This is a genomic window from Streptomyces sp. NPDC054783, from assembly GCF_053611725.1.
This window is the reverse complement of the sequence record NZ_JBSHAY010000001.1, coordinates 441,707-461,630: the sequence shown is the minus strand read 5'-3', so window position 1 is coordinate 461,630 and position 19,924 is coordinate 441,707. Positions and strand designations below refer to the sequence as shown.

Sequence of the window (19,924 nt, the reverse complement as noted above, 5' to 3'; positions counted from 1 at the left end):
CACGAAGCAGTAATAGGCAGGCAAAGTCCGGGAACGATCGCCACTCTCCGTTCGTCTTCCGTCCGCTGGACCGTCTACAAATGTGTAGTCGGATCTTTGTCGCAGTCGAAGACGAGCCGAAGTCCAAGTCGAAGTCGTAGTCGAAGGAAAGGGCGTACGGCGATGGCCACTCCCCCACACCTGGCGTCGCAGCTCGCGGTCAACGTGCTCGACGCCCATTCGCTGCTCGCCACCTTCGGCGTGCTCGGCGTCGGCGTGGTGCTCTTCGCGGAGACGGGCCTGCTGATCGGATTCTTCCTGCCCGGAGACTCCCTGCTGTTCACGGCGGGGCTGCTGTGCACGGGCAGGTCCGACAGCGGGGTACACCTCTCGCTCGGGCCGCTGCTCGTCGCGGCGGCCGTCGGCGCGCTGGCCGGTTCGCAGTGCGGGTTCCTGATCGGCCGGAAGGCGGGCGGCGCGCTGCTGGCCCGCAGCCGCTCGGCCAAGCTGCGCGAGGGCGCCCAGCGTGCCGAGGAACTCCTGGATCGGTACGGACACGCGAAGGCGATCGTGCTGGCCCGCTTCATTCCCGTGGTGCGCACGGTGCTTAACCCGCTGGCAGGCGCCCTCGAGGTCCCGCCCCGGACCTTCACCCTCTGGCAGGTGGCCGGCGGGCTCGTGTGGAGCCTCGGTCTCACGCTCGGCGGATACGCGCTGGGCTCCTCGATCCCGAACGTCGACAAGTACCTGCTGCCGGTGATCGCGCTGATCGTCGCCGTGTCCCTCCTCCCGCTCGCGGCCGAGGTGCTGCGCTCCCGCAAAGCGGCCAAGGAAGCCCGCTGATGCCGTCCCCCCTGCCGGGCTCGTCGGCGGACGGTCCGCCCCACCCCGACTTGGTGTACCTCGCCCGCCGCTCACCGGGCCGGGCGGACGACGCCGTCGCCGCGTGGACGGCGTACGACGCGGGGGTGTGCCCGCCGATCAGGGGGGTGGGCCGGTGGCGGGGCCGCCGGGACGGAGCGACCGGGGCGACCGTGCCGGTGGCGGTGCCGGCGCTGTTCACGGTGAACAGCGCTGTGCAGCCGCTGGTCGTAGAGGGCCGGCCCGGCGGGGGCCTGGTCTTCCGCACTCCGGCGGCGTGTCCCGCAGGGGACGGTGAGGACGATCCGCACGGCATCGGCGCGCTCGTCGGCCTCCTGACCCGGGTCGCCCCGCCCCGCCGGCCGGCCCGGCTCCCGGGGCGGCTGTCGGGGACCCGGCCGCGCCCACTGCCGGTGGCGGGAACCGCATGAAGCCCAAGAACGTCGCGGAGCGGGCGGGCACGGTGGCCCTGGGCGCCTGGATGGCGTTCGCTGCGCTGGCCGCCGTGCTGGTGAGCGACCAGGGCAGCCCGCTCGACCTGGACCAGGGCCTGCTGTCCTGGTCCGTCGGGCACCGACCGCCGGTCGCGGTGGCGGTGGCCCGCGGCCTGACCGCCACGGGCACGGGGGTCGTGCCGTACGTCCTGGTGGTCCTGGCCGGGCTGATCGCCGGACGCACCGGGCGGCAGCGGCTGGAGGCCGTGCTGCTCTGCGCGGTCTGCCTGGGCACGGGCCAGGCGGTGCGGTACGGCGTGATGGAGCTGGTCGCCAGGGCCCGGCCGTCGCCGTACGACTGGCAGACCCAGGCCTCCGGCTGGTCCTTCCCCTCCGGGCACACCACCACCGCCGCGCTGACGGCGGGCCTGCTGACGGTGGCCCTGTGCCTGCGTGCCCCGCGCGGCAGGACCGTGCTGTGTCTGCTGGTCGCGTGCTGGGGGGCCGGGGTCGGGCTGACCCGTGTGTTCCTGGGCGTGCACTGGTTCACCGACGTGGTCGGCGGCTGGCTGCTCGCCGTCGGCTGGCTCGGTGTCTTCGTCTGCGCTGTGGCCCGGTGGCTGCCCGGGCGATACGTCCCCCGTGCCCCCGAGCCGGGCACACCCCACCCGAACGACGCGGCCGACGGGCCGGTGGAGAGACATGCACCCCAGGATCCTCATCGTCGAAGACGATCACGCCCTGCGTGACGTGCTGCGGCGTGGTCTGCAGGACGAGGAGTTCGACACGGTGTGCGCCGGCGACGGCGCCACCGCCCTGCGGCTGGCGACACCGGACGTGTCCGCCGTCGTACTGGACGTCGGCCTGCCCGATGCCGACGGCCGCGACGTCTGCCAGGCGATGCGGGCCAACGGCTTCCTCGCCCCGGTCCTGTTCCTGACCGCCCGGCAGGGGCTCACGGACCGCCTGTCCGGCTTCTCGGCCGGCGGGGACGACTACCTGCCCAAGCCGTTCCACCTCGCCGAGCTGGCCGCCCGGCTGCGCGCCGCCCTGCGCCGGACCGCGCCTGCGGCCCCGGCCGCCGCCGCGGGCGGACTCGTGCTGGACGCCGTCCGGCACAGCGCCACCGTGCACGGCAGGCGCGTCGACCTCACGCCGACGGAGTTCCGGCTGCTGGCGGCGCTCACCGCGGCCGGCGGGGAGCTGGTGCGCCGCCGCGATCTGGTCCGCGCGGGCTGGCCGGAGGGGGCGCAGGTCAGCGACAACACGCTGGACCAGTACCTGACGCGGCTGCGCCGCAAGCTGCGCGCGGCGGGCAGCGAGCGGACCATCGCCACCGCGCGCGGTATCGGCCACCGCCTGACCTGAGGCCGCACCACCACGCCCTCGCCTCTCGGCCGCATGACGGCATTCCCCGCCCCGGCGCCGTCGGGCCCGGTCCGGCTCGCGCCCCGCTCCACAGCCGTCAGGGCGCGGCGTGTGGGCCGTCCGGGCGGGCCGTGCGCTGGCGTACCGTCTCGCGGCTGAGCTCCTCGGTCTCCGGCTCCGGCAGCCGCTCGAAGCCGTCCGCCGTGATCACGCAGACGACGGGGAAGATACGGCGGTGCACATCGGGACCGCCGGTCGCCGAGTCCTCGTCCGCCGCGTCGTACAGCGCCTGGAGGGCGGCGAGGACGGCCTCGCGCCGGCCGAGGCCAGGCCGGTACAGCTTCTTCAGGGCGCCCCGGGCGTACGGCGAGCCGGAGCCCTCGGCGTGGAAGTCGCACTTCTCGTAGAGGCCGCCGGCCGCGTCGAAGGCGAAGATGCGGCCGCGCCCGCCGTCGGGCGCGGTGAGGTCGTACCCGGCGAGCAGTGGGACGACGGCGAGGCCCTGCATGGCCTGGGCGAGGTTCTGCCGGATCATGGCCGCGAGCCGGGTCGACTTGCCGGCCAGGGTCATGGGGGTGCCCTCGATCTTCTCGAAGTGCGTGAGCTCGACCTGGTAGAGCCGCACCATGTCGACGGCGAGGCCGACGGTGCCGGCGAAGGCGACGGCCGTGTAGTCGTCGGCGGGGTGCACCTTCTCCAGGTCGCGCTGGGCGATCAGGTTGCCCATGGTGGCCCGGCGGTCGCCGGCTATCAGCACGCCCTCGCGGTAGGTGAGGGCGAGCACGGTGGTGCCGTGCGGGAACCGGTCGGCGGGCGTCCGCGCCGCGGCGGGCAGCACGGGCGCCGTGGGCAGCAGCCCGGGGCGGTGCGCGGCCAGGAACTCGGTGAAGGACGAGGTCCCCGGTGTGAAGAACGCCTCGCTCGGCAGCCCCGCCGTGTCGCTCCCCGCCATGACGCTCCCCCTCGTGTGACGGCACCCGGACATCCGACACCTACCTGCGGCGGGCGCTCGGGAAACTCCCGGTCCGTCACAGGGCTTTGCGCCGCACCAGCACCCCGAGCACCAGCAGCCCCGGAAGCAGGGGCAGCCACACGGTCAGCAGCCGGTACCCGAGCACGGCCGAGGCGGCGGCCGCGCCGGGGGCACCGGAGACGGTGAGGGCGAGGACGAGCGCCGCGTCCAGGGAACCGAGGCCGCCCGGGGTGGGCAGCAGGGCGGCGGCGCTGCTGGCAGCGAGGTAGAGCAGGGCCACCTGGAGCGGGGGCAGCGGCAGTTCCACCGCCTGGGTGACGGCGATGAGGACGAGCGAGTGCAGCGCGGCGAAGGCGAGGGAGCCGCCCCACAGGGCCACCGCTCGCGCGGGACAGGCGTGCAGGGCACGGATGTCGGCCAGGACGGCCGACAGACCCCGGCGGCAGCGCGCCCACCAGGGGGTGACCGGCAGGGCCGTGAGCAGCACGAGTACGCCGAGGGCGACGGCGAGGGCCGTCGGGGTGGGGTGCGGCGGGCGCAGCAGTCCGGGGCAGGCCGGGGCGAGCAGCGCGATCAGTGCCAGGCGGACCGTCGCACCGGCGGTGGCCTTGACGGCGAGCGCACTGGCCGAGCGGCCGGCGGGTAGTCCGCAGCGCATCAGGAACCTGAGGTTCACCGCGCCCGCGCCGAGTCCGGCGGGCAGCAGATGGTTGGCTGCGGAGGCGGCGAACTGGGCGGCGACCAGCCGGGATCCTGGCAGTCGTCGTAGCACCGCGCCCTGCTGGGCGAGCGCCGAGGCCGCCCAGGTGCCGAGGGCCGCCGTCGCGCCGACCAGCAGCCAGCCCTGGTCGGCGCCGGCCAGCCGCCCGGCGCCGCTCTCGAGGGCGGGCCAGTGCCGGCGGGCCAGGTAGAGCCCGCCGAGCAGGACGGCGAGCAGGACGCCGGCGTGCCAGCAGGCGTGCCGGCGGCCCAGGGACGGGGCGGGTTCCGGCGGGGACTGAAGTGGCCGTCCCTGGGTTCGGGGCGGGGACGTCATCGGCCGCCCCCGGGCACGGAGTAGTACAACCGCTGTCCGTCGAGCGGTTCGGACGGCCAGTCGCGGGCGTATCCGGGCGGCCGGGTGCCGTCGGGAACCAGCGCGGCGACCGGGATCCGCCGGGCGGTCCCGATGATGGCCTCCTCGGTGCTGTTGGCGTTGTGCCCGGTCGTCTCGGCCGAGGAGCATCCGGTGTAGAAGGCGACGGGGATGGCCCCGTCCCCGGTGAGCAGGCAGGGCGGGCGGACGCCGACCCGGTGCAGGGCGCCGGCCGTGCGGGACCAGCCGCGGTGGGCCTCGACGGCGCCGTCTACGGTGTTCACGAGCACGGCCAGTTGCACCGCGAGGTGGCCGGCCAGCCCGAGGCAGAGCAGGGTGGCGACGATCGGGCGCCAGGGCCGGCGCCCCGCCGTGACCAGGTACGTCAGTGCGTCGGCGACCGGGAGGGCGAGCAGGGCGTAGGCCGGCAGCAGGAAGCGCGGGGCGGCGTAGCCGATCATGAACAGGTACGGGAAGGCGGCGGTGGCCGCGCAGGCCAGCGGCAGCAGCGTGGCCGTCGTACGCCGGGCGCGGACGGCGACGACGAGCCCGAGCACGGCGAGCAGCGGCAGGACGAACCACCAGACGGTGACCAGCGGGTTGGGGAGGGCGCCGGTGCACGGTCGGCACAGCGCCCGGCCGCTGAGACTGCGCAGCTGGTCGACGACGGCGAGGTGCCAGCCGAGGCCGCCCTGGATCGCCGAGCCCTCGGACAGCCGGCGCACCGGGCCGCCGTAGTCGGCGTACGCCTCGACCACCCAGTCGGCGGCACCGGCCGCGAGCCCGGCGAGCAGCACCGCGAGTGCCCGCCGGTGGCGGCGCGCGAGGCCGAGGGCGAGAAGCGGCAGCACCGCCCAGACGGCGTCCATGGGCCGCATCAGGGCCATGAGCGCGGCACTCGCCGCCAGGCCCCACAGGGCACTCCGGTCGGCTCGGCCGGCGCGGACGCGCAGGAAACATCCGACGGCGGCCAGGGCGCCGACGGCGACCCAGTAATTGGGCATGGCCTGTGGGCCGTAGAACAGGGTGACCCACAGGGAGGCGAGGAGGGCGCCGGAGAGGGCGAGGACGCGTACCGGGAACAGGCCGCGCCAGGCGCGCAGGGCCAGGTACAGGGCGAGGCCGGACAGGACGGCGAGGTATGTCCGCAGCAGGGCCGTGGAGGTGGACCAGGAAGCGACGGGCGCGACGAGCAGGGAGACACCCCGGGCCCGGGGTGCGCTGAAGAAGGCGGCGGGGGCCTGGGGGCTGACCTGGCTGACGTACACCGCCTCGTCCCAGCCGAGGCCCATGCCGGGCCGGACCAGGAGCAGTTGGGCCAGGGTGAAGGCGGCGGCGACGGCCGCGAGCGGGGCGGTGGCGGGGACCGGCCGGGTGCCGTCGGACGTGCGCGGTGAGCGTGAGCGCCGGAGTCCGGCGAGTGTGGCGTGCGCGCTGCCGGCCATCATCACCCCTCTGTCCCCGCGGCGTGTGGAGACCCTCGCCACCCTACAACCCGTAGGGTCCAGGACGGGAGTCGGGGAAAACACCGTCAAACTACCGCGAACACCTGCCTGATGCCGGGCGGACGGGGCCATCCGGCCGACGGCACTACGCGCTGTAAGGTTGGGGCATGGCTGGCACAGGGTCCCGCGGCAGGACGGAGCGGCGCAGCGCCGGTGAGCTGGAGAGCGAGGTGCTGGCCACGCTCTGGGCCACCGAGCGGCCACTGACCCCGGCGGAGATCCAGGCCGAGATCGACGGGGCGCTCGCCTACAACACGGTGCACACCATCCTCAAACGCCTGTACGACAAAGGGCTGGTACTCCGGGACGCCGCCGGGCGGCGCGGCGCGTACCGGCCGGCCAAGAACGCGGCCGAGCTGACCGCCGAGGCGATGCACGAGGCCCTGGACCGCGGCCCGGACCCGATCGCCGCGCTCCAGCAGTTCGTGACCGGGCTGAGCCCCGAGGAGGAGCGGGCGCTGCGCGAGCTGCTCGCCGGAGGCGGCGCATGAGGTTCGACGTCTACACCCCTCTGGTGCTGTCCCTGCTGCTGTCGGTGGTCGGCCCGCTGCTCGCCCGCCGGGTCGCTCCGGCACTCGCCGCCCGCGTGCTCACCTCGGCGGCCGTACTGACGGCCGCGGCCACCACCTGGTCACTGGTCCTGCTGGCCGCCGCGCTCCTCGGCCACGCGCCACCGCTGATCCGCGAGGCCCGCGAGGACGGGCATCCGGTGACGAATCCGGTGCCCGAGACGATCGGCCTCGCAGCCTGCCTGGCCCTGGTGGCGATCGCCGTTCGGGTGTACCGGGCCGTACGCGCCGAACGCCGCACCCGCCGCGCCCTGCGCCGGCTGTGCGCGGGGCACCCGGCGGACACCGAGCTGATCGTCGCGGCCTCCGAGGTGCCGCAGGCGTTCGCGATCCCGGGACGGCCGGGCCGGATCCTGGTCACCTCGGCGATGCTGCGCGCGCTGGAGCCCGCCGAGCGGCGGGTGCTCCTCGCGCACGAGCGCGCCCATCTCGCCCACCGGCACGGGCCGCTGGTCACGGCGGCGACGCTCGCGGCGGCGGCCGACCCGCTGCTCGGGCCGGTGCGCAAGGCCGTCGGCTTCCTCGTGGAACGGTGGGCCGACGAGCAGGCCGCGGCCACGGTCGGCGACCGGCGGACCACCGCCCGGGCGCTGGCCCGGGCCGCGCTCACCGCCGGCCGGGCCCGCACCGCCTGCGCCCTGCACTTCACCGACCGGGCCGTCACCCGCCGGATCGCGGCCCTGCAGACCAGCCCGCCCCCACGACTGTGGTCCGCCGCGGCGGCCGTCCTCCTCCTGGGCACCGTGTCCGCGCTGCTCGCGGCCGACGCCACGGGCGATCTGCTGCGGCAACTGTCCGGCGTGCTGAACTGAAAGCGCCCGCAAGGGGCGCGGGGCCGTATCGATACGCGGCTCCGCCGTGTGGGCGCGACCAGCCACAGCGGTGCGGCAGACGCCCCACGACAGATCCCGGCACGCGCAGCGGCGCGCCTGTCTCAGCTGCCGTTCGGGGCGCGATGCAGCGGCTGCTCCGGGGTAGGTCGGCGGAATACAGCCGGCACCGCCCGCACCGCCGGCTCGTCGGTGCTCACGATGAGCCGCTCACCATGGTGCCGCACGGTCAGCGGCGGCCCGTCCAGCAGCGTGTACGTCGCCTTGTCCGCGCCGATGTCCACGCGCAGCCGCCGGCCGCGGAACTCCACGTTGAAGGCGAGCCGGCTCAACCGCTCGGGCAGGCGCGGCGCGAACCGCAGGCGCTCGCCGTCGCGGCGCATCCCGCCGAAGCCCGCCACCAGCGCCATCCAGGTACCGGCCAGCGAGGCGATGTGCAGCCCGTCGCGGGTGTTGTGCTCCAGGTCCTGCAGGTCCATCAGGGCCGCCTCGGTGGTGTAGGCCCAGGCGAGGTCCAGATGGCCCGCCTGGGCGGCGATCACGGCCTGGCAGCACGCCGACAGGGAGGAGTCCCGCACGGTCAGCGGCTCGTAGTAGGCGAAGTTCCGGGCGATCTGCTCCGCGCCGTCCGCGCCCTCGTCGTCGTACCCCTTTTCGAAGAAGTCACCGCAGGTGTACATGGCCAGCACCAGGTCGGCCTGTTTGACGACCTGCTTGCGGTAGAGGTCGAAGTAGGGGAAGTGCAGCAGCAGCGGGTACTGGTCGGGACGGGTGCCGGTGAAGTCCCAGCGCTGGTAGCGGGTGAACCCGGCGTGCTGCTCGTGGACGCGGAGTTCGTGGTTGTAGGGGAAGTGCATGGCCTCGGCGGCGTCCCGCCAGGCCGCGCTCTCCTCCTCGTCCACGCCCAGTCGTGCCGCCTCGCGCGGATGGCGTTCGGCGGCGTCGGCCGCGCGCAGCAGGTTCTGCCGGGCCATGAGGTTGGTGTAGGTGTTGTCGTCGGCGACCGCGCTGTACTCGTCGGGGCCGGTGACTCCGTCGATGTGAAAGACGCCGTGGGCGTCGTGGTGGCCCAGCGAGCGCCACAACCGGGCCGTCTCCACCAGCAGTTCCACGCCGATCTCGCGCTCGAACGCGGTGTCGCCGGTGGCCTCGACGTACCGGACCACCGCGTCGGCTATGCCGGCGTTCACGTGGAAGGCGGCGGTGCCGGCCGGCCAGTACGCCGAGCCCTCCGGTCCCGCGATGGTCCGCCAGGGGAACGCGGCGCCGCCGAGCCCGAGTTGGGCCGCGCGTTCGCGGGCCTCGTCCAGGGTGTTGTACCGCCAGCGCAGCGCCTCCGCGACCGCCGCGGGGGCGGTGTGGGTGAGCACGGGCAGCACGAACATCTCGGTGTCCCAGAAGGCGTGCCCGTCGTAGCCGGAGCCGGTCAGGCCCTTCGCGGGGATGGCGCGCTGCTCGGCGCGGGCCCCGGCCTGCAGGACGTGGAACAGGGCGAAGCGGACGGCCTGCTGGACCTGCTCGTCGCCGTCCGTCTCGACGTCGGCGCGGGCCCAGAAGTCGTCCAGGCAGGCCCGCTGGTCCGCCAGCAGGCCCTGCCAGCTGTCGTGCGCGGCGGCGGCGAGCGCGGCGTCGACCTGGTCGGCCATCGCGGGCAGTGAGCGGGTGCCGGACCAGCCGTGGGCGACCAGCTTCTCCACCCGCAGGGTCTGTCCGGGCTCCAGAACGGAGGTGACCGTGAGCCGGGCCACGTCGGTGCCGCTCTCGCTGCGGGTGGTGGTGCGCTCGGGGCCGCTGACGGTGTGGTCGGCGGCGACGGCCACCCTGAGGCCGCTGCGCCGGGTGCGGTGCACCAGCCGCAGCCGGCCGCCGGAGGCGAAGTGGTCCTCCTGCTCCAGCGGCGACTGCAGTGCCATGGCCGCGCGCGGGTCGCCGTTCGCCTCGGGCAGGGTCTCGTTGGCGACCAGCTCGGACTGGATCACCACCCGGCTGCGGCCGCCGACGGCCTCCACCTCGTACGCCACCGCTGCCACCGCCCGCTGGGTCAGCGACACCAGCCGGGTCGAGCGCACCCGGACCGTGGAGCCCGCCGGGGAGGTCCACTCGCAGGTCCGCTCCAGCACACCGCGGCGCAGGTCCAGAACCCGCTCGTGGGCCACGAGCCGCCCGTACCGCAGGTCGAACGGCTCGTCGTCGACCAGCAGCCTGAGGATCTTGCCGTTGGTGACGTTGATGACCGTCTGGCCCGACTCCGGGTAGCCGTACCCGGCCTCCGCGTACGGCAGCGGGTGCACCTCGTGCACGCCGTTGAGGTAGCTGCCGGGCAGGCCGTGCGGTTCGCCCTCGTCGAGGTTGCCGCGCCAGCCGACGTGCCCGTTGGACAGCGCGAACACCGACTCGCTCTGGGCGAGCACGTCGAGGTCGAGGGCGGTCTCCCGTACGGCCCACGGTTCCACGCCGTACGACCGGTCGGTGATCACTGCTTGCCTCCCAGTTCGGCGAGATCCTGCACCACGACGGTCGCGCCGTGCGCGTACAGGGCGTCGGCCTGGCCCACGCGGTCCACGCCGACGACGTACCCGAAGCCGCCCGCGCGGCCCGCGTCCATGCCGGCCAGCGCGTCCTCGAACACGGCGGCCCGGGACGGTTCGACGCCCAGGTCGTGGGCGGCGGCAAGGAAGGTGTCGGGGTGCGGCTTGCCCGGCAGGTGCCGTTCGGCGGCGACCACACCGTCGATCCGTACGTCGAAGAAGTGCTCGGCGCCGACGGAGCGCAGCACGTCTCGGCAGTTGGCGCTGGAGGAGACGATCGCCGTGCGCAGCCCCTCGGCGCGGACCGCCTCCAGATAGCGCAGGGTGCCCTCGTAGGCCTCCACGCCGCCGGTGCGGATCCGCTCCAGCAGCAGGACGTTCTTGCGGTTGCCCAGGCCGTGCACGGTACGGGCGTCCGGCGGATCCTCCGGGGCGCCCTCGGGCAGGTGGATGCCGCGCGAGTCGAGGAAGGCGCGGACCCCGTCGGCGCGGGGACGGCCGTCGACGTACTCGTCGTAGTCGGCGACCGCGTCGAACGGCCGCCCCTGCTCCCCCGCGTAGTCCCGCAGGAACGCGTCGAACGTCTCCTTCCAGGCGGCCGCGTGCACGACGGCCGTCCTGGTGACGACCCCGTCGAGATCGAAGAGACAGGCCTGGATGGTGTCGGGCAGACCGAGCTGAGTCATACCCAGCACTGTTCCCCATGGGGCGCCGTCCAGTGAGTGGCACACGCCACACACCGCGCGAACTCCTGGTGACACACTCTGCAGTGTGCCGCTGACCTTCGACGACCTCCTCGACCGTGCCCGTGGCCTCGTCCGGGACGGCCGGCGTGCCGTGCTCGGCATCGCGGGCGGCCCCGGGGCGGGCAAGACCACGCTCGCCGAGCACCTCGTGCGCGCCCTGAACGCCGACGGGCCGCCCTGGGCCGCGCACGTGCCCATGGACGGCTTCCACCTCGCCGACGTGGAGCTGGACCGGCTGGGCCGCCGGGACCGCAAGGGGGCACCGGACACCTTCGACGCGGCCGGGTACGCGGCGCTGCTGCGGCGGCTGCGCGAGGACACCGAGGACGTGGTGTACGCGCCCGGGTTCGAACGGGTGCTGGAGCAGCCGATCGCGGGCGCGATCCCGGTGCCGCCGACTGCCCGGCTGGTGGTGACCGAGGGCAACTACCTGCTGGTGGCGGAGGGTTCGTGGGCGCGGGTGCGGCCGTGCCTGGACGAGGTGTGGTTCTGCGAGACGGACGAGGACGAGCGGATCCGCCGGCTGGTCGCCCGGCACGAGGAGTTCGGCAAGGACCACGAGGCGGCCGTGACCTGGGTGCTGGGCACCGACCAGCGCAACGCCGACCTGGTGGCGGCGACGCGGGGGCGGGCGGACCTGGTGGTGCCGGTCGGCGCGCTGCCGGCACCGGTGCTCCCCGAGCGCTGACGATGCTCAGCGGTGGAGGGTCAGGGACGGCTCCCCGCGGCTGTCACCCGCCACCGCGCCCACGACCGCCGTGAACGCCTCCGTGCGTACGACGAACCCGTCCGCGCCCTCCTTCGACTCCGGCTCGGTCACCGGCGCGAACGCCTCTCCCGGGCCGTACCGCACGGCGAACACGTGCAGGCCCTCCGGGGCGCCCGGCGCCGGCTCGGCCTCCAGGGCGCTGGAGGAGACCAGGTGGTGCCAGCCCTCGTCGGGGTTGCCGTAGCCGCGCGGGTCGGCGGCGAGCGCGAACGCGGCCTGCTCCTGGGTGAGTTCGCTTCGGGCGTCGAAGTGGTCGGGGCCGGGGTCCGTGGGGTGCGTGAGGCGCAGGCCGCCCGCCGAGGTGACCTGGCCCGCGGCTGTGCGGCGCACCCGGTCGCCGTCGTCGGCGGCGTACGGCATCCCGGACAGCAGGTACGGCGCCCCGTCGAGCCGCTCCACGGCGACCGTCACCCACAGGCTGGTGCCGTCGGTGACGTACAGCGAGCGCACATGGCGCAGGACGTGGTCGCGGCCGACGACCGGCTTGGTGACCAGCTTGGCCGCGAGCCCGTCGGCGCGGACGTCCGCGACCCGGACCGCGCCCATGGGGCGGCACAGCAGGAAGCCGTCCGTGACCGGCCCGAACCCGTGCCGGCGGCGCACGGCCGCGGGCAGGTAGTAGGCGCCGCCCGCCTCGATGAGCGAGGGGGTCATCCGGCTGTCGAAGGCCACGGACACGGTACCGGAGCGCAGTTGGTGACGGGCGGCTGCGGTGGACGGGGTGCGGTGCCAGCGGGTGGGGTCCTGGATCTGCCAGACCAGCATGAAGGCGAAGTGCCCGTCGATCCGGCCGTCCCGCTGGACCGCGTGGCGGCCCCAGCGGGTGTCGCCCCGGTAGCGGCCGAGGTCGGCGCCGATGCGGGAGCCGAAGTACCGCAGCCCGAGGACGGATTCGAAGCCGGAGTGCTGTTCGCTGTAGCGGGGGCCGCCGTTGTCGTAACCGCCGGACGTCAGCCGGGCGTCGATGTACCGGGCGAGGGTGTCGCCGTCCTCGGCGAAGATCCGCTCCGCGCTGACCCGGTGGGCCTGGGCCAGGAAGGACAGGGAGATCGGGCCGTAGTTGTTGTCGTAGGCGCCGCCGTGCTCGGGGGGCAGGAGGGCGCCCCGGTCGCGGACGCGGTGGGCGCGGATCTCGTCGGCGTACAGGCTCAGGGCGTGTGCCCGGACCGACGCGCCCTGTCCGCCCGGGAGATGGCGGGCGAGCATCAGGCCGCCGACCACGCAGCCGATGGCCTGGTTGCCGGCGTCCTGCGGGTTGAAGAAGGTGGCCTCGGTGAGCCGGCGCCAGTAGCCGTGCGCCATGTCGCGCAGTTCCCCGCGCTGTTCGTCGTCCAGCAGGCCGTCGGCCGCGTCGAGGACGTTGACCGCCTGGAGCAGCGCCCAGACCGTGCTGGGCCAGTCGCCGATGGGGTGGTCGCCCGCTTGGAGTACGTAACGGGCGTACGGCAGACCGGAGTCGGTGACCCTGAGGTTCGGGTATCCGGGGTTGTCCTCGCTGTACACGCGCTCCCGCAGATGGAACGCGAGGCTGCGGCGGACCGCCTCCGGCAGCCGGGGGTCCTTGCCGCGCTGCCAGGCGAGGGCGAGCAGCGAGGTGATGCCGAGTGAGGTGTCGCCGATGTCGTGGTGGGCGTCGGGGTGTTCGAGGCTGCCCTCGGGGGTCATCCGGGCGAGGGCCTGCTCGGTGACGTCGGCGAGGACGGCGTCGTAGGCGCCGGGGGTGTCCGGCAGGTCGTGCAGCGGTCCGCGCTGGTAGGGCAGATGCACGCTGTTCAGCCCTTCATTCCGGTGGTGGCCAGGCCTTGCACCAGTGTCGCCCTGAAGGCGACGAAGCAGATGAGCGTCGAGGCCAGGGCGAGTGTCGGCATGGCGAACATCGCGCCGTGAAAGGCGTCGGCGGCGAGGCGACCGACGCACCGACGCACCGACGCACCGACGCACCGACGCACCGACGCACCGACGCACCGACGCACCGACGGCAGCACTCCCAGACGTGCGCTCCTGTGCGGCCAAGGGCGTTTCTGTGCGTCGTGCGCCCCGCGTTCACCCGTCGACCACGCGGAGATCACCGGGGGCTCTCCGACCAGACACACCACACCCCTAGATATTCACCCGTTCAACTTCTTCCCCCTGCTTCTCCACGGGATCGCACAAGTCGGCACATCCGGACGGGCGCCCCGTGGACGACTCCTGAGAGGCACAGGCATGCCGTCACCTGCCGGGCACCCCTCCTCCGTGCCGAACCGGCGCGGGTTCCTCAAGACCTCGCTGGCCGCGTCGGCGGGCGTGCTCGCCGTCCCGGCCGTCGCCGCCTGGCTGCCGGCGGCCGACGCCAAGGCCGCCACCGCACCGGCCGCGTTCGTGGACGACTACAAGACGAACGTCATCGCCAACCTCACGCCCGAGACCAACGCGGTCGTCCGGATCCTCGGCGGCTTCGCCCAGGTGTGGAAGACCGGATCCGCCTGGAACACCGGCACCCCCATGCGCCCCGAGGTGCTCCGCGCCGACCTGGACCACTGCGCGCGCGTCACGCAGACGCGCACCGACGCGCAGGCGAAGGAGGCGTTCGTCTACGACCGCCAGCACCAGAGCTACGCGATGATCGCCGGTCTCGGCCCGCTCGCCGGCTTCTACGAGGCGGGCGCGAAGGCGGTCACGTCGATCACGAGAGCGCCCGACTCCACACCCGCGACCACCGTCAGCGACTCCGTGCCCGCCGACGCCCCGGCCGGCTCGGCACTCGGCGCCGGCGCCCACGACTCGGCCCTCGGCAAGGTCGCCGAACTCGTCGACACCGTGCGCGGCCCCTACGCCTCCGGCAACCCCGCCAAGTACGCCTACCAGTACCCGCGTCCGTGGCGCCTGACCGACGACAGCGAGGTCGTCGACACCGGGAGGACGGACACGTTCGGCTTCCCGGTGTACGACTCGCCGGTGGTCGTGGCCCCACAGCTGCTGCGCCAGCGCGGCACCTCCCCGGCCGACGACGGCGGCTTCCCGAGCGGCCACACCAACGCCTTCCACCTGGCCGCGCTCGCCTACGCCTACGCCGTACCCGAGCGCTTCCAGGAGCTGGTGGCCCGCGCGTTCGAGCTGAGCCACACCCGGATCGTGGCCGGTATGCACCACCCCGTGGACGTCATCGGCGGCCGGATCATGGCCACCGCTCTCGCCGCGGCCACTCTCGCCGACCCGGCCAACGCGGGACTGAAGGCCGCCGCCCGTGCCCAGGCCCTCGCCTACTTCACCGCGCAGACCGGCACCACCGCCGACACGCTGTACGCCTACGCCCACACCGGCGCCGACCCGTACGCCGACCGGGATGCCAACTCCCGCGCGGTCCGGCCCCGGCTGACGTACGTCCTGACCCGGCAGGGCCGCGATCTGCCGCTGACCGTGCCGAAGGGTGCGGAGGTGCTGCTGGAGACCCGGCTGCCGTATCTGACGGCCGATCAGCGCCGCGAGGTGCTGCGCACCACCGGCCTGCCCTCCGGGTACGTCCTCCTCGACGGCTTCGAGCAGTGGGGGCGGCTGAACCTGTTCGCCGCGGCGGACGGTTACGGCGCCTTCGACTCGGACGTCTCGGTCACGATGGACGCGGCGGCGGGCGGTTTCTCGGCGGCCGACGCCTGGCACAACGACATCGACGGGCGCGGCGGGCTGACCAAGCGCGGCACCGGCTCGTTGGCGCTGACCGGCCGCAACCGCTACACCGGCGGGACGGTGCTGGCCGAGGGCACGCTGGCCGCCGGCTCCGAGGACGCCCTCGGCCACGGGGACGTGCGGATCGCGGGCGGCGTGCTGCGGGTGGCCGGGCGACTGCGGGTGCGCGGCGCGTACGCGCAGGACGCGGGCACGCTGGAGGTCACCCTGCGCGCCGGCCGCAAAACGCCCCTGACGGTCAAGCACCTCGCCGTGCTGGGCGGCTCGGCGGTGCTGTCGCTGCGACTGGACACCGAGCGGCCGCCGGCCGAGGGCAGCACCCTGCCGGTCGTCGACGTTCCCCGGCTGCGCGGACGGTTCATCCGGATCGAGGTGAACTCCGACCGGCTGCGGGCCGTACCCGTGTACACGGCAGAAGGTCTGTCGGTACGACTCGTGAAGCGGTGACGCCTCCGGCGGCGGGAGCGGTGCGACAGTAGGGCCATGATCCGGCCCACGATCGTTCCCGCCGCCCCCCGGCCGGTGCCACCGCGGGGCGGATGATGGCGCGCGAACAGCACCTGCTCCTCACCCGTGCGGCTGCCACCGAGGGGTCGCCGCGGCCGGCCCCCGGCCGTCCGTACGCCTGGCTGCGCCGCCACCGGCGGTGGCTGGTGCCGCTGCTCGCCGCGCTGTTGCTCGCCCAGATGGCCACGGTGATGGTCACCACGGCCGTCCAGCAGACCCCGACCATCGACGAGCCGGTGTACGTCGCGACCGCCACCGACTATCTGCACGAGCACCGGATCCGCTACAACCCCGAGCATCCGCCGCTCGGCAAGCTGCTCATCGCGCTGGGTGTGGCGGTGACCGACCCGCACTACGACCCCTCGTACACCGGCACGCAAGGGGATGTCGGCCGGCATCTGCTGTACGAGTCGGGCAACGACCCCTGGCGGGTGATGCTGTGGGCGCGGCTTCCGGTGATCGTGCTGACGCTGCTCTTCGGGCTGGTCGCCTTCGCGTTCGCCCGTGAGCTGACGGGCACGGCGGGCGGTCTGGTGGCGCTCGCGCTGTACGCCTTCTCCCCCGATCTGATCGCCCACGGCTCGCTGGCCACCCTGGACGTGCCGGCGGCCGGGTTCGTGCTGACGTCGGCCTGGCTGCTGTGGCGGGCGCGGCGTCGGCCCGGACTGCACCTGCCGCTCGCCGGAGCGGCTCTCGGCGCGGCCGTGGCGACCAAGATGAGCGCGTTGCCGGCGGTGCCGGTGCTGACGGTGCTGGCAGCGGTGTCCGTCCTGGCGGCGCGCCGGGGACCGGGGCTGCCACGGGGGGACCGGCCGGACGCGGGCCCGGGCCGGGCACGGGGGGCACATCCAAGGGGCGGACAGCACACGGACATCGGCCCGGAACGGGACATGCGCCCGACCGGCCCGCGCCGAGACACGAGCCTCCGCCGGGAGCGGGAGGCGCCGGGATCCGGCGGGCCGGACACAGGCGACGGCCGAAAACGGCAGACGCCGCACACCGACGGCCCGGGCACCAGCGACGACGGCCGGGAACGGGACACCCTTCCGACCGGCGGGCCGCTCACGCGCACGGGCCGGGCCCGGCGGGTCCTGTCCGCCCTCGCGTCCCCGGCGGGTCCTCACCGGCGTACGGCCCGCTCCGCCCTCGCGGGCCCCGCCGGCGCTCGCCCGCACGAGGCCCCGCCCCTGTCCACGCCGTCCGGCGCGGCCGGCACGCGCCTGCGCACGGCTCTGTCCGTCCTCGCGGGCGTCCCCGGTGACCGGCGGCGGGAGGCGCTGTCGGCGCTGGCCGGTGCGGTCGTCGTGGGGCTGGTGGCGCTCGCCGTCGTCTGGGCCGCGTATCTCGCCGTCGACCCCGCGCTGCGGTTCTCCCCCGCCGAACCGGTGCCGCCCCTGCACGGGCTGCGTGGCCGGCTGGTGGACCTGCTGCCGGTGCCCGGCGCCTACCGCGCGGGCATGCGGGTGCAGTTCGGGATGGAGGACTACCCATGGCAGGGCTATCTGTTCGGGCACCTGTACACCGGCTCGCTCTGGTACTACCTGCCGGCCGCGCTGCTGGTGAAGACGCCGATCGGGCTGCTGGCGCTGGGCGCGGCCGGTGCGGTGGCGGTCGTGGCGGTACGGCGGCTGCGGCCCGCGGCGCCGTATGTGCTGCTGCCGCCCGGGGTGCTGCTCGCGGCGGCCATGACGGGGTCGCGGGACTTCGGGACGCGGTACGCGCTGTTCGTGCCGATGTCCCTCGCGGTGGCAGCGGCCTGTGTGCCCCGGCCCGGCCGCCGGTGGACGCGCGCCACGGCGGCCGCACTCGTGCTGTTCACGGCCGTGAGCTCGCTGCGGACCTTCCCCTGCTACCTGCCGTACTCCAACGAGGCCTTCGGCGGCCCCGCCCGCACCCACCTGCTGCTGCACGACTCCAACGTGGACTGGGGACAGGACCTGGGCCGGCTCGCCGACCGGCTCCGGCGGCGGTATCCGGGCGAGCGGGTGTGGCTGGTGTACAAGGGCAGCGGTGTGCCGTCGTACTACGGCATCCACGCCGCCGATCCGCGCACGGTGCCGCCGCAGCGGGTGCGCGGGCTGCTGGTGGTCTCGGACTCCGTGCTCGCCAAGGCGCGCGGACGGCTCGCCGAGCTGGTCGGCAGCAGCCGGCCGGCCGGTGACGTGGGCCATTCCATCAGCCTCTTCCAGCGCTGAAACCTGCTGCTCAACCCGCTGTTCCTGACGGTGGGTGAGCTATGTTGAGTGCTTGTGGCAGACAATGGAGGCGGACCGGTGCCCTCGCCGCAGCAGGCACGCGCACAGGCATCAGCGATCACGTCCGGCAAGACCGTGCCCGCGGCCGAGGCCGCCCCGACCTCCCGGCTCAGGGAACTCTTCGACGGCCCCCGTCTGTCGCCGGGGCAGCGGCGCATCGCCCAGTACCTGATCGAGCACATCACCGAGGCCGCGTTCCTGTCCATCACCGAGCTGGCCGACCGGGTCGGGGTCAGCCAGCCCTCGGTCACCCGTTTCGCCGCCGCCGTCGGCTTCAGCGGCTACCCCGCGCTGCGCGAGAGGCTGCAGTCGATCGCGCTGAGCACGCTGGCCGGCGGACCGGGCGAGGAGAACCGGGCCAACGAGCTGCAGGCGGCCGTCGACGCCGAGATCGAGAACCTGGAGAACCTGCGGCGCGACTTCGCCGACCCGGACCAGATCATCCGCGTCGGCCGCGAGCTGTCCCGCTCCACCCCGCTGACGGTGCTGGGCCTGCGCATCTCGGAGTCGCTCGCCGAGTACTTCGGCTACGCCGCCCGCCGCATCCACCCCGACGTGCGGCTGGTCACCCGGGGCGGCAGCGTGGCCTACGACGCGCTGCTGCAGTGCCGTGAGGCCGGTGGCACCTGGGTGCTGGCCTTCGCCATGCCCAGGCACTCCCAGGAAACGCTGCAGGCCGTCCGGGTGGCCCGCGGCGCCGGCCTGAAGGTCGCCCTGGTGACCGACCTGGCGCTCGGGCCGGTGGCCGACGAGGCCGACGTCACCTTCGCCACCGGCACCGGCTCACGGCTGGTGTTCGACTCCTACGCCGCGCCGGGCGTGATGGCCGCCGCGCTGCTGCAGGCCATGACCGACGCCGATCCGGAGCGCACCCAGGCCCGGCTGGAGAAGTACGAACAGCTCTCCGACCAGCACCAGTTCTTCATGAAGGACTGAATCCCGCACGTTCCTGCGCCCGCGGCGCCGGTTGCGGTGAAGATCTTGCGGTCTCCCATGCCGTGGACGGGGATCATCCACGACAAATCACGCATGAATGTTTTCATACGTCTTGCAAACCGGACGGCATATATAAATACTGCTCACGGATCGCCCCGGCCCACTCCGGGCACGATCCGCACCTGCGGACTCACCGCTCGCACACCGCCCCGAGAAAGCCGACGGACCGCCCATGCGTATGCAAGTCACCGCGCAGCGCCGGTTGCCGACGCCCGGGGCCCCCGCACGGACACCCCAAGCCGCCGTCCCCTACCCACGTCGGCGCCCGGGGTGTACCGGGGCGCGCCGTCTGCGCGACGCGCCCGTGGCGGCCCCGGCCATCCCCTAGGCCGGGGCCGCCCCGCACCCGTCGGACCACCCTCACGACGCCGTACACCGGAAGCGATGACCATGCCCCTGACCAGCACGCGTATCAGCCCCGACTGGCCCTGCCAGGTCAAGACGCCGGGCTCGTACGACTGGGAGCGCTCGGCGGCCAAGTGGCTGCGCGAGCTGATCCCCGCGCGCTACGCCAGCTATCCGGCCCTGATCCGCCATCCCGTCCTGCTCGCCCGGCACGCCCAGTTGCAGGTCCAGCAGGAGATACGGGTGGCCAGGACGGCGCTGCAGACCGCACGGGCCGAGCTGCCGATGCTCGGCCTGCCCGAGTCGGTCATCGAACACACGATCAAGCTGTACGCCGCCGAGGTCCTGCAGCTGCAGCACATCGCCCGCAGCGTCCGCGCGGTCAGCGAGGCCCTGGCCGGACGCGGCACGGTCCGCTGATCCACCGGCCCCAGCCCACCGGCCGCCACCTGCCACCACTGGCCCACCGGCCGCCACCAGCGAACTTGCGGCGACCGGCGCCACCTGCCGCCACCGGC

17 protein-coding genes are annotated in these 19,924 nt (G+C 74.2%); 11 read left to right on the top strand and 6 right to left on the bottom strand.

Annotation, left to right across the window (positions count from 1 at the left end; all coding sequences use genetic code 11):
- Window positions 1–162: 162 nt before the first annotated feature.
- Genes ACWGJ5_RS02125 through ACWGJ5_RS02110 form a run of 4 tightly spaced genes read left to right on the top strand, consistent with a single transcriptional unit; the run spans window position 163 to window position 2,642 of the window.
- Window positions 163–822 carry a DedA family protein gene (locus ACWGJ5_RS02125; RefSeq protein ID WP_453307866.1) on the top strand — a complete coding sequence of 220 codons (660 nt, stop codon included), beginning with the start codon at window positions 163–165 and terminating at the stop codon, window positions 820–822.
- A complete protein-coding gene (locus tag ACWGJ5_RS02120; protein WP_453307865.1) occupies window positions 822–1,271 on the top strand; it encodes a hypothetical protein in 450 nt (149 codons plus the stop codon). Before ACWGJ5_RS02125 ends, ACWGJ5_RS02120 begins: the two co-directional genes overlap by 1 nt.
- The gene (locus ACWGJ5_RS02115) at window positions 1,268–2,023 is read left to right on the top strand and encodes a phosphatase PAP2 family protein (protein ID WP_453307864.1); all 756 of its coding nucleotides are present in this window, start codon (window positions 1,268–1,270) and stop codon (window positions 2,021–2,023) included. Before ACWGJ5_RS02120 ends, ACWGJ5_RS02115 begins: the two co-directional genes overlap by 4 nt.
- On the top strand, window positions 1,977–2,642 hold the full coding sequence (locus ACWGJ5_RS02110; protein ID WP_228618266.1) for a response regulator transcription factor: 666 nt from the start codon (window positions 1,977–1,979) through the stop codon (window positions 2,640–2,642). The genes ACWGJ5_RS02115 and ACWGJ5_RS02110 overlap by 47 nt, the downstream gene beginning before the upstream one ends.
- 97 nt (window positions 2,643–2,739) lie before the next feature.
- Here the strand turns inward: ACWGJ5_RS02110 and prcB are convergent, their stop codons facing one another.
- The 3 genes from prcB to ACWGJ5_RS02095 form a co-directional block, all read right to left on the bottom strand.
- On the bottom strand, window positions 2,740–3,594 hold the full coding sequence (gene prcB / locus ACWGJ5_RS02105; protein ID WP_453307863.1) for a proteasome subunit beta: 855 nt from the start codon (window positions 3,592–3,594) through the stop codon (window positions 2,740–2,742).
- A gap of 76 nt (window positions 3,595–3,670) precedes the next feature.
- Window positions 3,671–4,651 carry a lysylphosphatidylglycerol synthase transmembrane domain-containing protein gene (locus tag ACWGJ5_RS02100; protein WP_453307862.1) on the bottom strand — a complete coding sequence of 327 codons (981 nt, stop codon included), beginning with the start codon at window positions 4,649–4,651 and terminating at the stop codon, window positions 3,671–3,673.
- Entirely contained in the window at window positions 4,648–6,135 is a 1,488-nt protein-coding gene (locus tag ACWGJ5_RS02095; protein ID WP_453308261.1) for a hypothetical protein, read from the bottom strand. The genes ACWGJ5_RS02100 and ACWGJ5_RS02095 overlap by 4 nt, the downstream gene beginning before the upstream one ends.
- A 167-nt stretch (window positions 6,136–6,302) precedes the next feature.
- Between ACWGJ5_RS02095 and ACWGJ5_RS02090 the strand changes: the two genes are divergently transcribed.
- Both ACWGJ5_RS02090 and ACWGJ5_RS02085 read left to right on the top strand, forming a co-directional pair.
- Complete coding sequence (locus ACWGJ5_RS02090) at window positions 6,303–6,686, top strand: BlaI/MecI/CopY family transcriptional regulator (RefSeq protein WP_453307861.1); 384 nt, start codon at window positions 6,303–6,305, stop codon at window positions 6,684–6,686.
- Window positions 6,683–7,576: a M48 family metalloprotease gene (locus ACWGJ5_RS02085; RefSeq protein ID WP_453307860.1), complete on the top strand. Its 894-nt coding sequence runs from the start codon at window positions 6,683–6,685 to the stop codon at window positions 7,574–7,576. Before ACWGJ5_RS02090 ends, ACWGJ5_RS02085 begins: the two co-directional genes overlap by 4 nt.
- 122 nt (window positions 7,577–7,698) lie before the next feature.
- On the opposite strand, the gene ACWGJ5_RS02080 is transcribed toward ACWGJ5_RS02085, so the two are convergent.
- Window positions 7,699–10,071 carry a glycoside hydrolase family 65 protein gene (locus ACWGJ5_RS02080; protein ID WP_453307859.1) on the bottom strand — a complete coding sequence of 791 codons (2,373 nt, stop codon included), beginning with the start codon at window positions 10,069–10,071 and terminating at the stop codon, window positions 7,699–7,701.
- Window positions 10,068–10,808: an HAD family hydrolase gene (locus ACWGJ5_RS02075; protein ID WP_453307858.1), complete on the bottom strand. Its 741-nt coding sequence runs from the start codon at window positions 10,806–10,808 to the stop codon at window positions 10,068–10,070. The genes ACWGJ5_RS02080 and ACWGJ5_RS02075 overlap by 4 nt, the downstream gene beginning before the upstream one ends.
- A gap of 85 nt (window positions 10,809–10,893) precedes the next feature.
- On the opposite strand from ACWGJ5_RS02075, the gene ACWGJ5_RS02070 reads away from it, so the two are divergent.
- The gene (locus tag ACWGJ5_RS02070; protein WP_453307857.1) at window positions 10,894–11,556 is read left to right on the top strand and encodes a nucleoside/nucleotide kinase family protein; all 663 of its coding nucleotides are present in this window, start codon (window positions 10,894–10,896) and stop codon (window positions 11,554–11,556) included.
- Between the two features lie 6 nt (window positions 11,557–11,562).
- Here ACWGJ5_RS02070 and ACWGJ5_RS02065 read toward each other — a convergent pair whose 3' ends face one another.
- Complete coding sequence (locus ACWGJ5_RS02065; protein ID WP_453307856.1) at window positions 11,563–13,404, bottom strand: hypothetical protein; 1,842 nt, start codon at window positions 13,402–13,404, stop codon at window positions 11,563–11,565.
- A gap of 438 nt (window positions 13,405–13,842) precedes the next feature.
- On the opposite strand from ACWGJ5_RS02065, the gene ACWGJ5_RS02060 reads away from it, so the two are divergent.
- The 4 genes from ACWGJ5_RS02060 (at window position 13,843) to ACWGJ5_RS02045 (ending at window position 19,826) form a co-directional block, all read left to right on the top strand.
- Window positions 13,843–15,750 (top strand): phosphatase PAP2 family protein, encoded by a 1,908-nt coding sequence (locus tag ACWGJ5_RS02060; protein WP_453307855.1) that lies wholly within the window; start codon window positions 13,843–13,845, stop codon window positions 15,748–15,750.
- Between the two features lie 92 nt (window positions 15,751–15,842).
- The gene (locus tag ACWGJ5_RS02055) at window positions 15,843–18,005 is read left to right on the top strand and encodes a phospholipid carrier-dependent glycosyltransferase (protein WP_453307854.1); all 2,163 of its coding nucleotides are present in this window, start codon (window positions 15,843–15,845) and stop codon (window positions 18,003–18,005) included.
- A gap of 78 nt (window positions 18,006–18,083) precedes the next feature.
- Window positions 18,084–19,001 carry a MurR/RpiR family transcriptional regulator gene (locus ACWGJ5_RS02050; RefSeq protein WP_351618538.1) on the top strand — a complete coding sequence of 306 codons (918 nt, stop codon included), beginning with the start codon at window positions 18,084–18,086 and terminating at the stop codon, window positions 18,999–19,001.
- Window positions 19,002–19,445: 444 nt separating this feature from the next.
- Window positions 19,446–19,826 carry a hypothetical protein gene (locus ACWGJ5_RS02045; protein WP_453307853.1) on the top strand — a complete coding sequence of 127 codons (381 nt, stop codon included), beginning with the start codon at window positions 19,446–19,448 and terminating at the stop codon, window positions 19,824–19,826.
- Window positions 19,827–19,924: the final 98 nt, after the last annotated feature.

What these genes read in the sequence shown, in the direction of transcription:
- ACWGJ5_RS02125 (WP_453307866.1), top strand. Translation starts at nt 163, where the DNA reads ATGGCCACTCCCCCACACCTGGCGTCGCAGCTCGCGGTCAACGTGCTC.
- ACWGJ5_RS02120 (WP_453307865.1), top strand. Translation starts at nt 822, where the DNA reads ATGCCGTCCCCCCTGCCGGGCTCGTCGGCGGACGGTCCGCCCCACCCC.
- ACWGJ5_RS02115 (WP_453307864.1), top strand. Translation starts at nt 1,268, where the DNA reads ATGAAGCCCAAGAACGTCGCGGAGCGGGCGGGCACGGTGGCCCTGGGC.
- ACWGJ5_RS02110 (WP_228618266.1), top strand. Translation starts at nt 1,977, where the DNA reads ATGCACCCCAGGATCCTCATCGTCGAAGACGATCACGCCCTGCGTGAC.
- prcB (WP_453307863.1), bottom strand. Translation starts at nt 3,594, where the DNA reads ATGGCGGGGAGCGACACGGCGGGGCTGCCGAGCGAGGCGTTCTTCACA.
- ACWGJ5_RS02100 (WP_453307862.1), bottom strand. Translation starts at nt 4,651, where the DNA reads ATGACGTCCCCGCCCCGAACCCAGGGACGGCCACTTCAGTCCCCGCCG.
- ACWGJ5_RS02095 (WP_453308261.1), bottom strand. Translation starts at nt 6,135, where the DNA reads ATGGCCGGCAGCGCGCACGCCACACTCGCCGGACTCCGGCGCTCACGC.
- ACWGJ5_RS02090 (WP_453307861.1), top strand. Translation starts at nt 6,303, where the DNA reads ATGGCTGGCACAGGGTCCCGCGGCAGGACGGAGCGGCGCAGCGCCGGT.
- ACWGJ5_RS02085 (WP_453307860.1), top strand. Translation starts at nt 6,683, where the DNA reads ATGAGGTTCGACGTCTACACCCCTCTGGTGCTGTCCCTGCTGCTGTCG.
- ACWGJ5_RS02075 (WP_453307858.1), bottom strand. Translation starts at nt 10,808, where the DNA reads ATGACTCAGCTCGGTCTGCCCGACACCATCCAGGCCTGTCTCTTCGAT.
- ACWGJ5_RS02060 (WP_453307855.1), top strand. Translation starts at nt 13,843, where the DNA reads ATGCCGTCACCTGCCGGGCACCCCTCCTCCGTGCCGAACCGGCGCGGG.
- ACWGJ5_RS02055 (WP_453307854.1), top strand. Translation starts at nt 15,843, where the DNA reads ATGATGGCGCGCGAACAGCACCTGCTCCTCACCCGTGCGGCTGCCACC.
- ACWGJ5_RS02045 (WP_453307853.1), top strand. Translation starts at nt 19,446, where the DNA reads ATGACCATGCCCCTGACCAGCACGCGTATCAGCCCCGACTGGCCCTGC.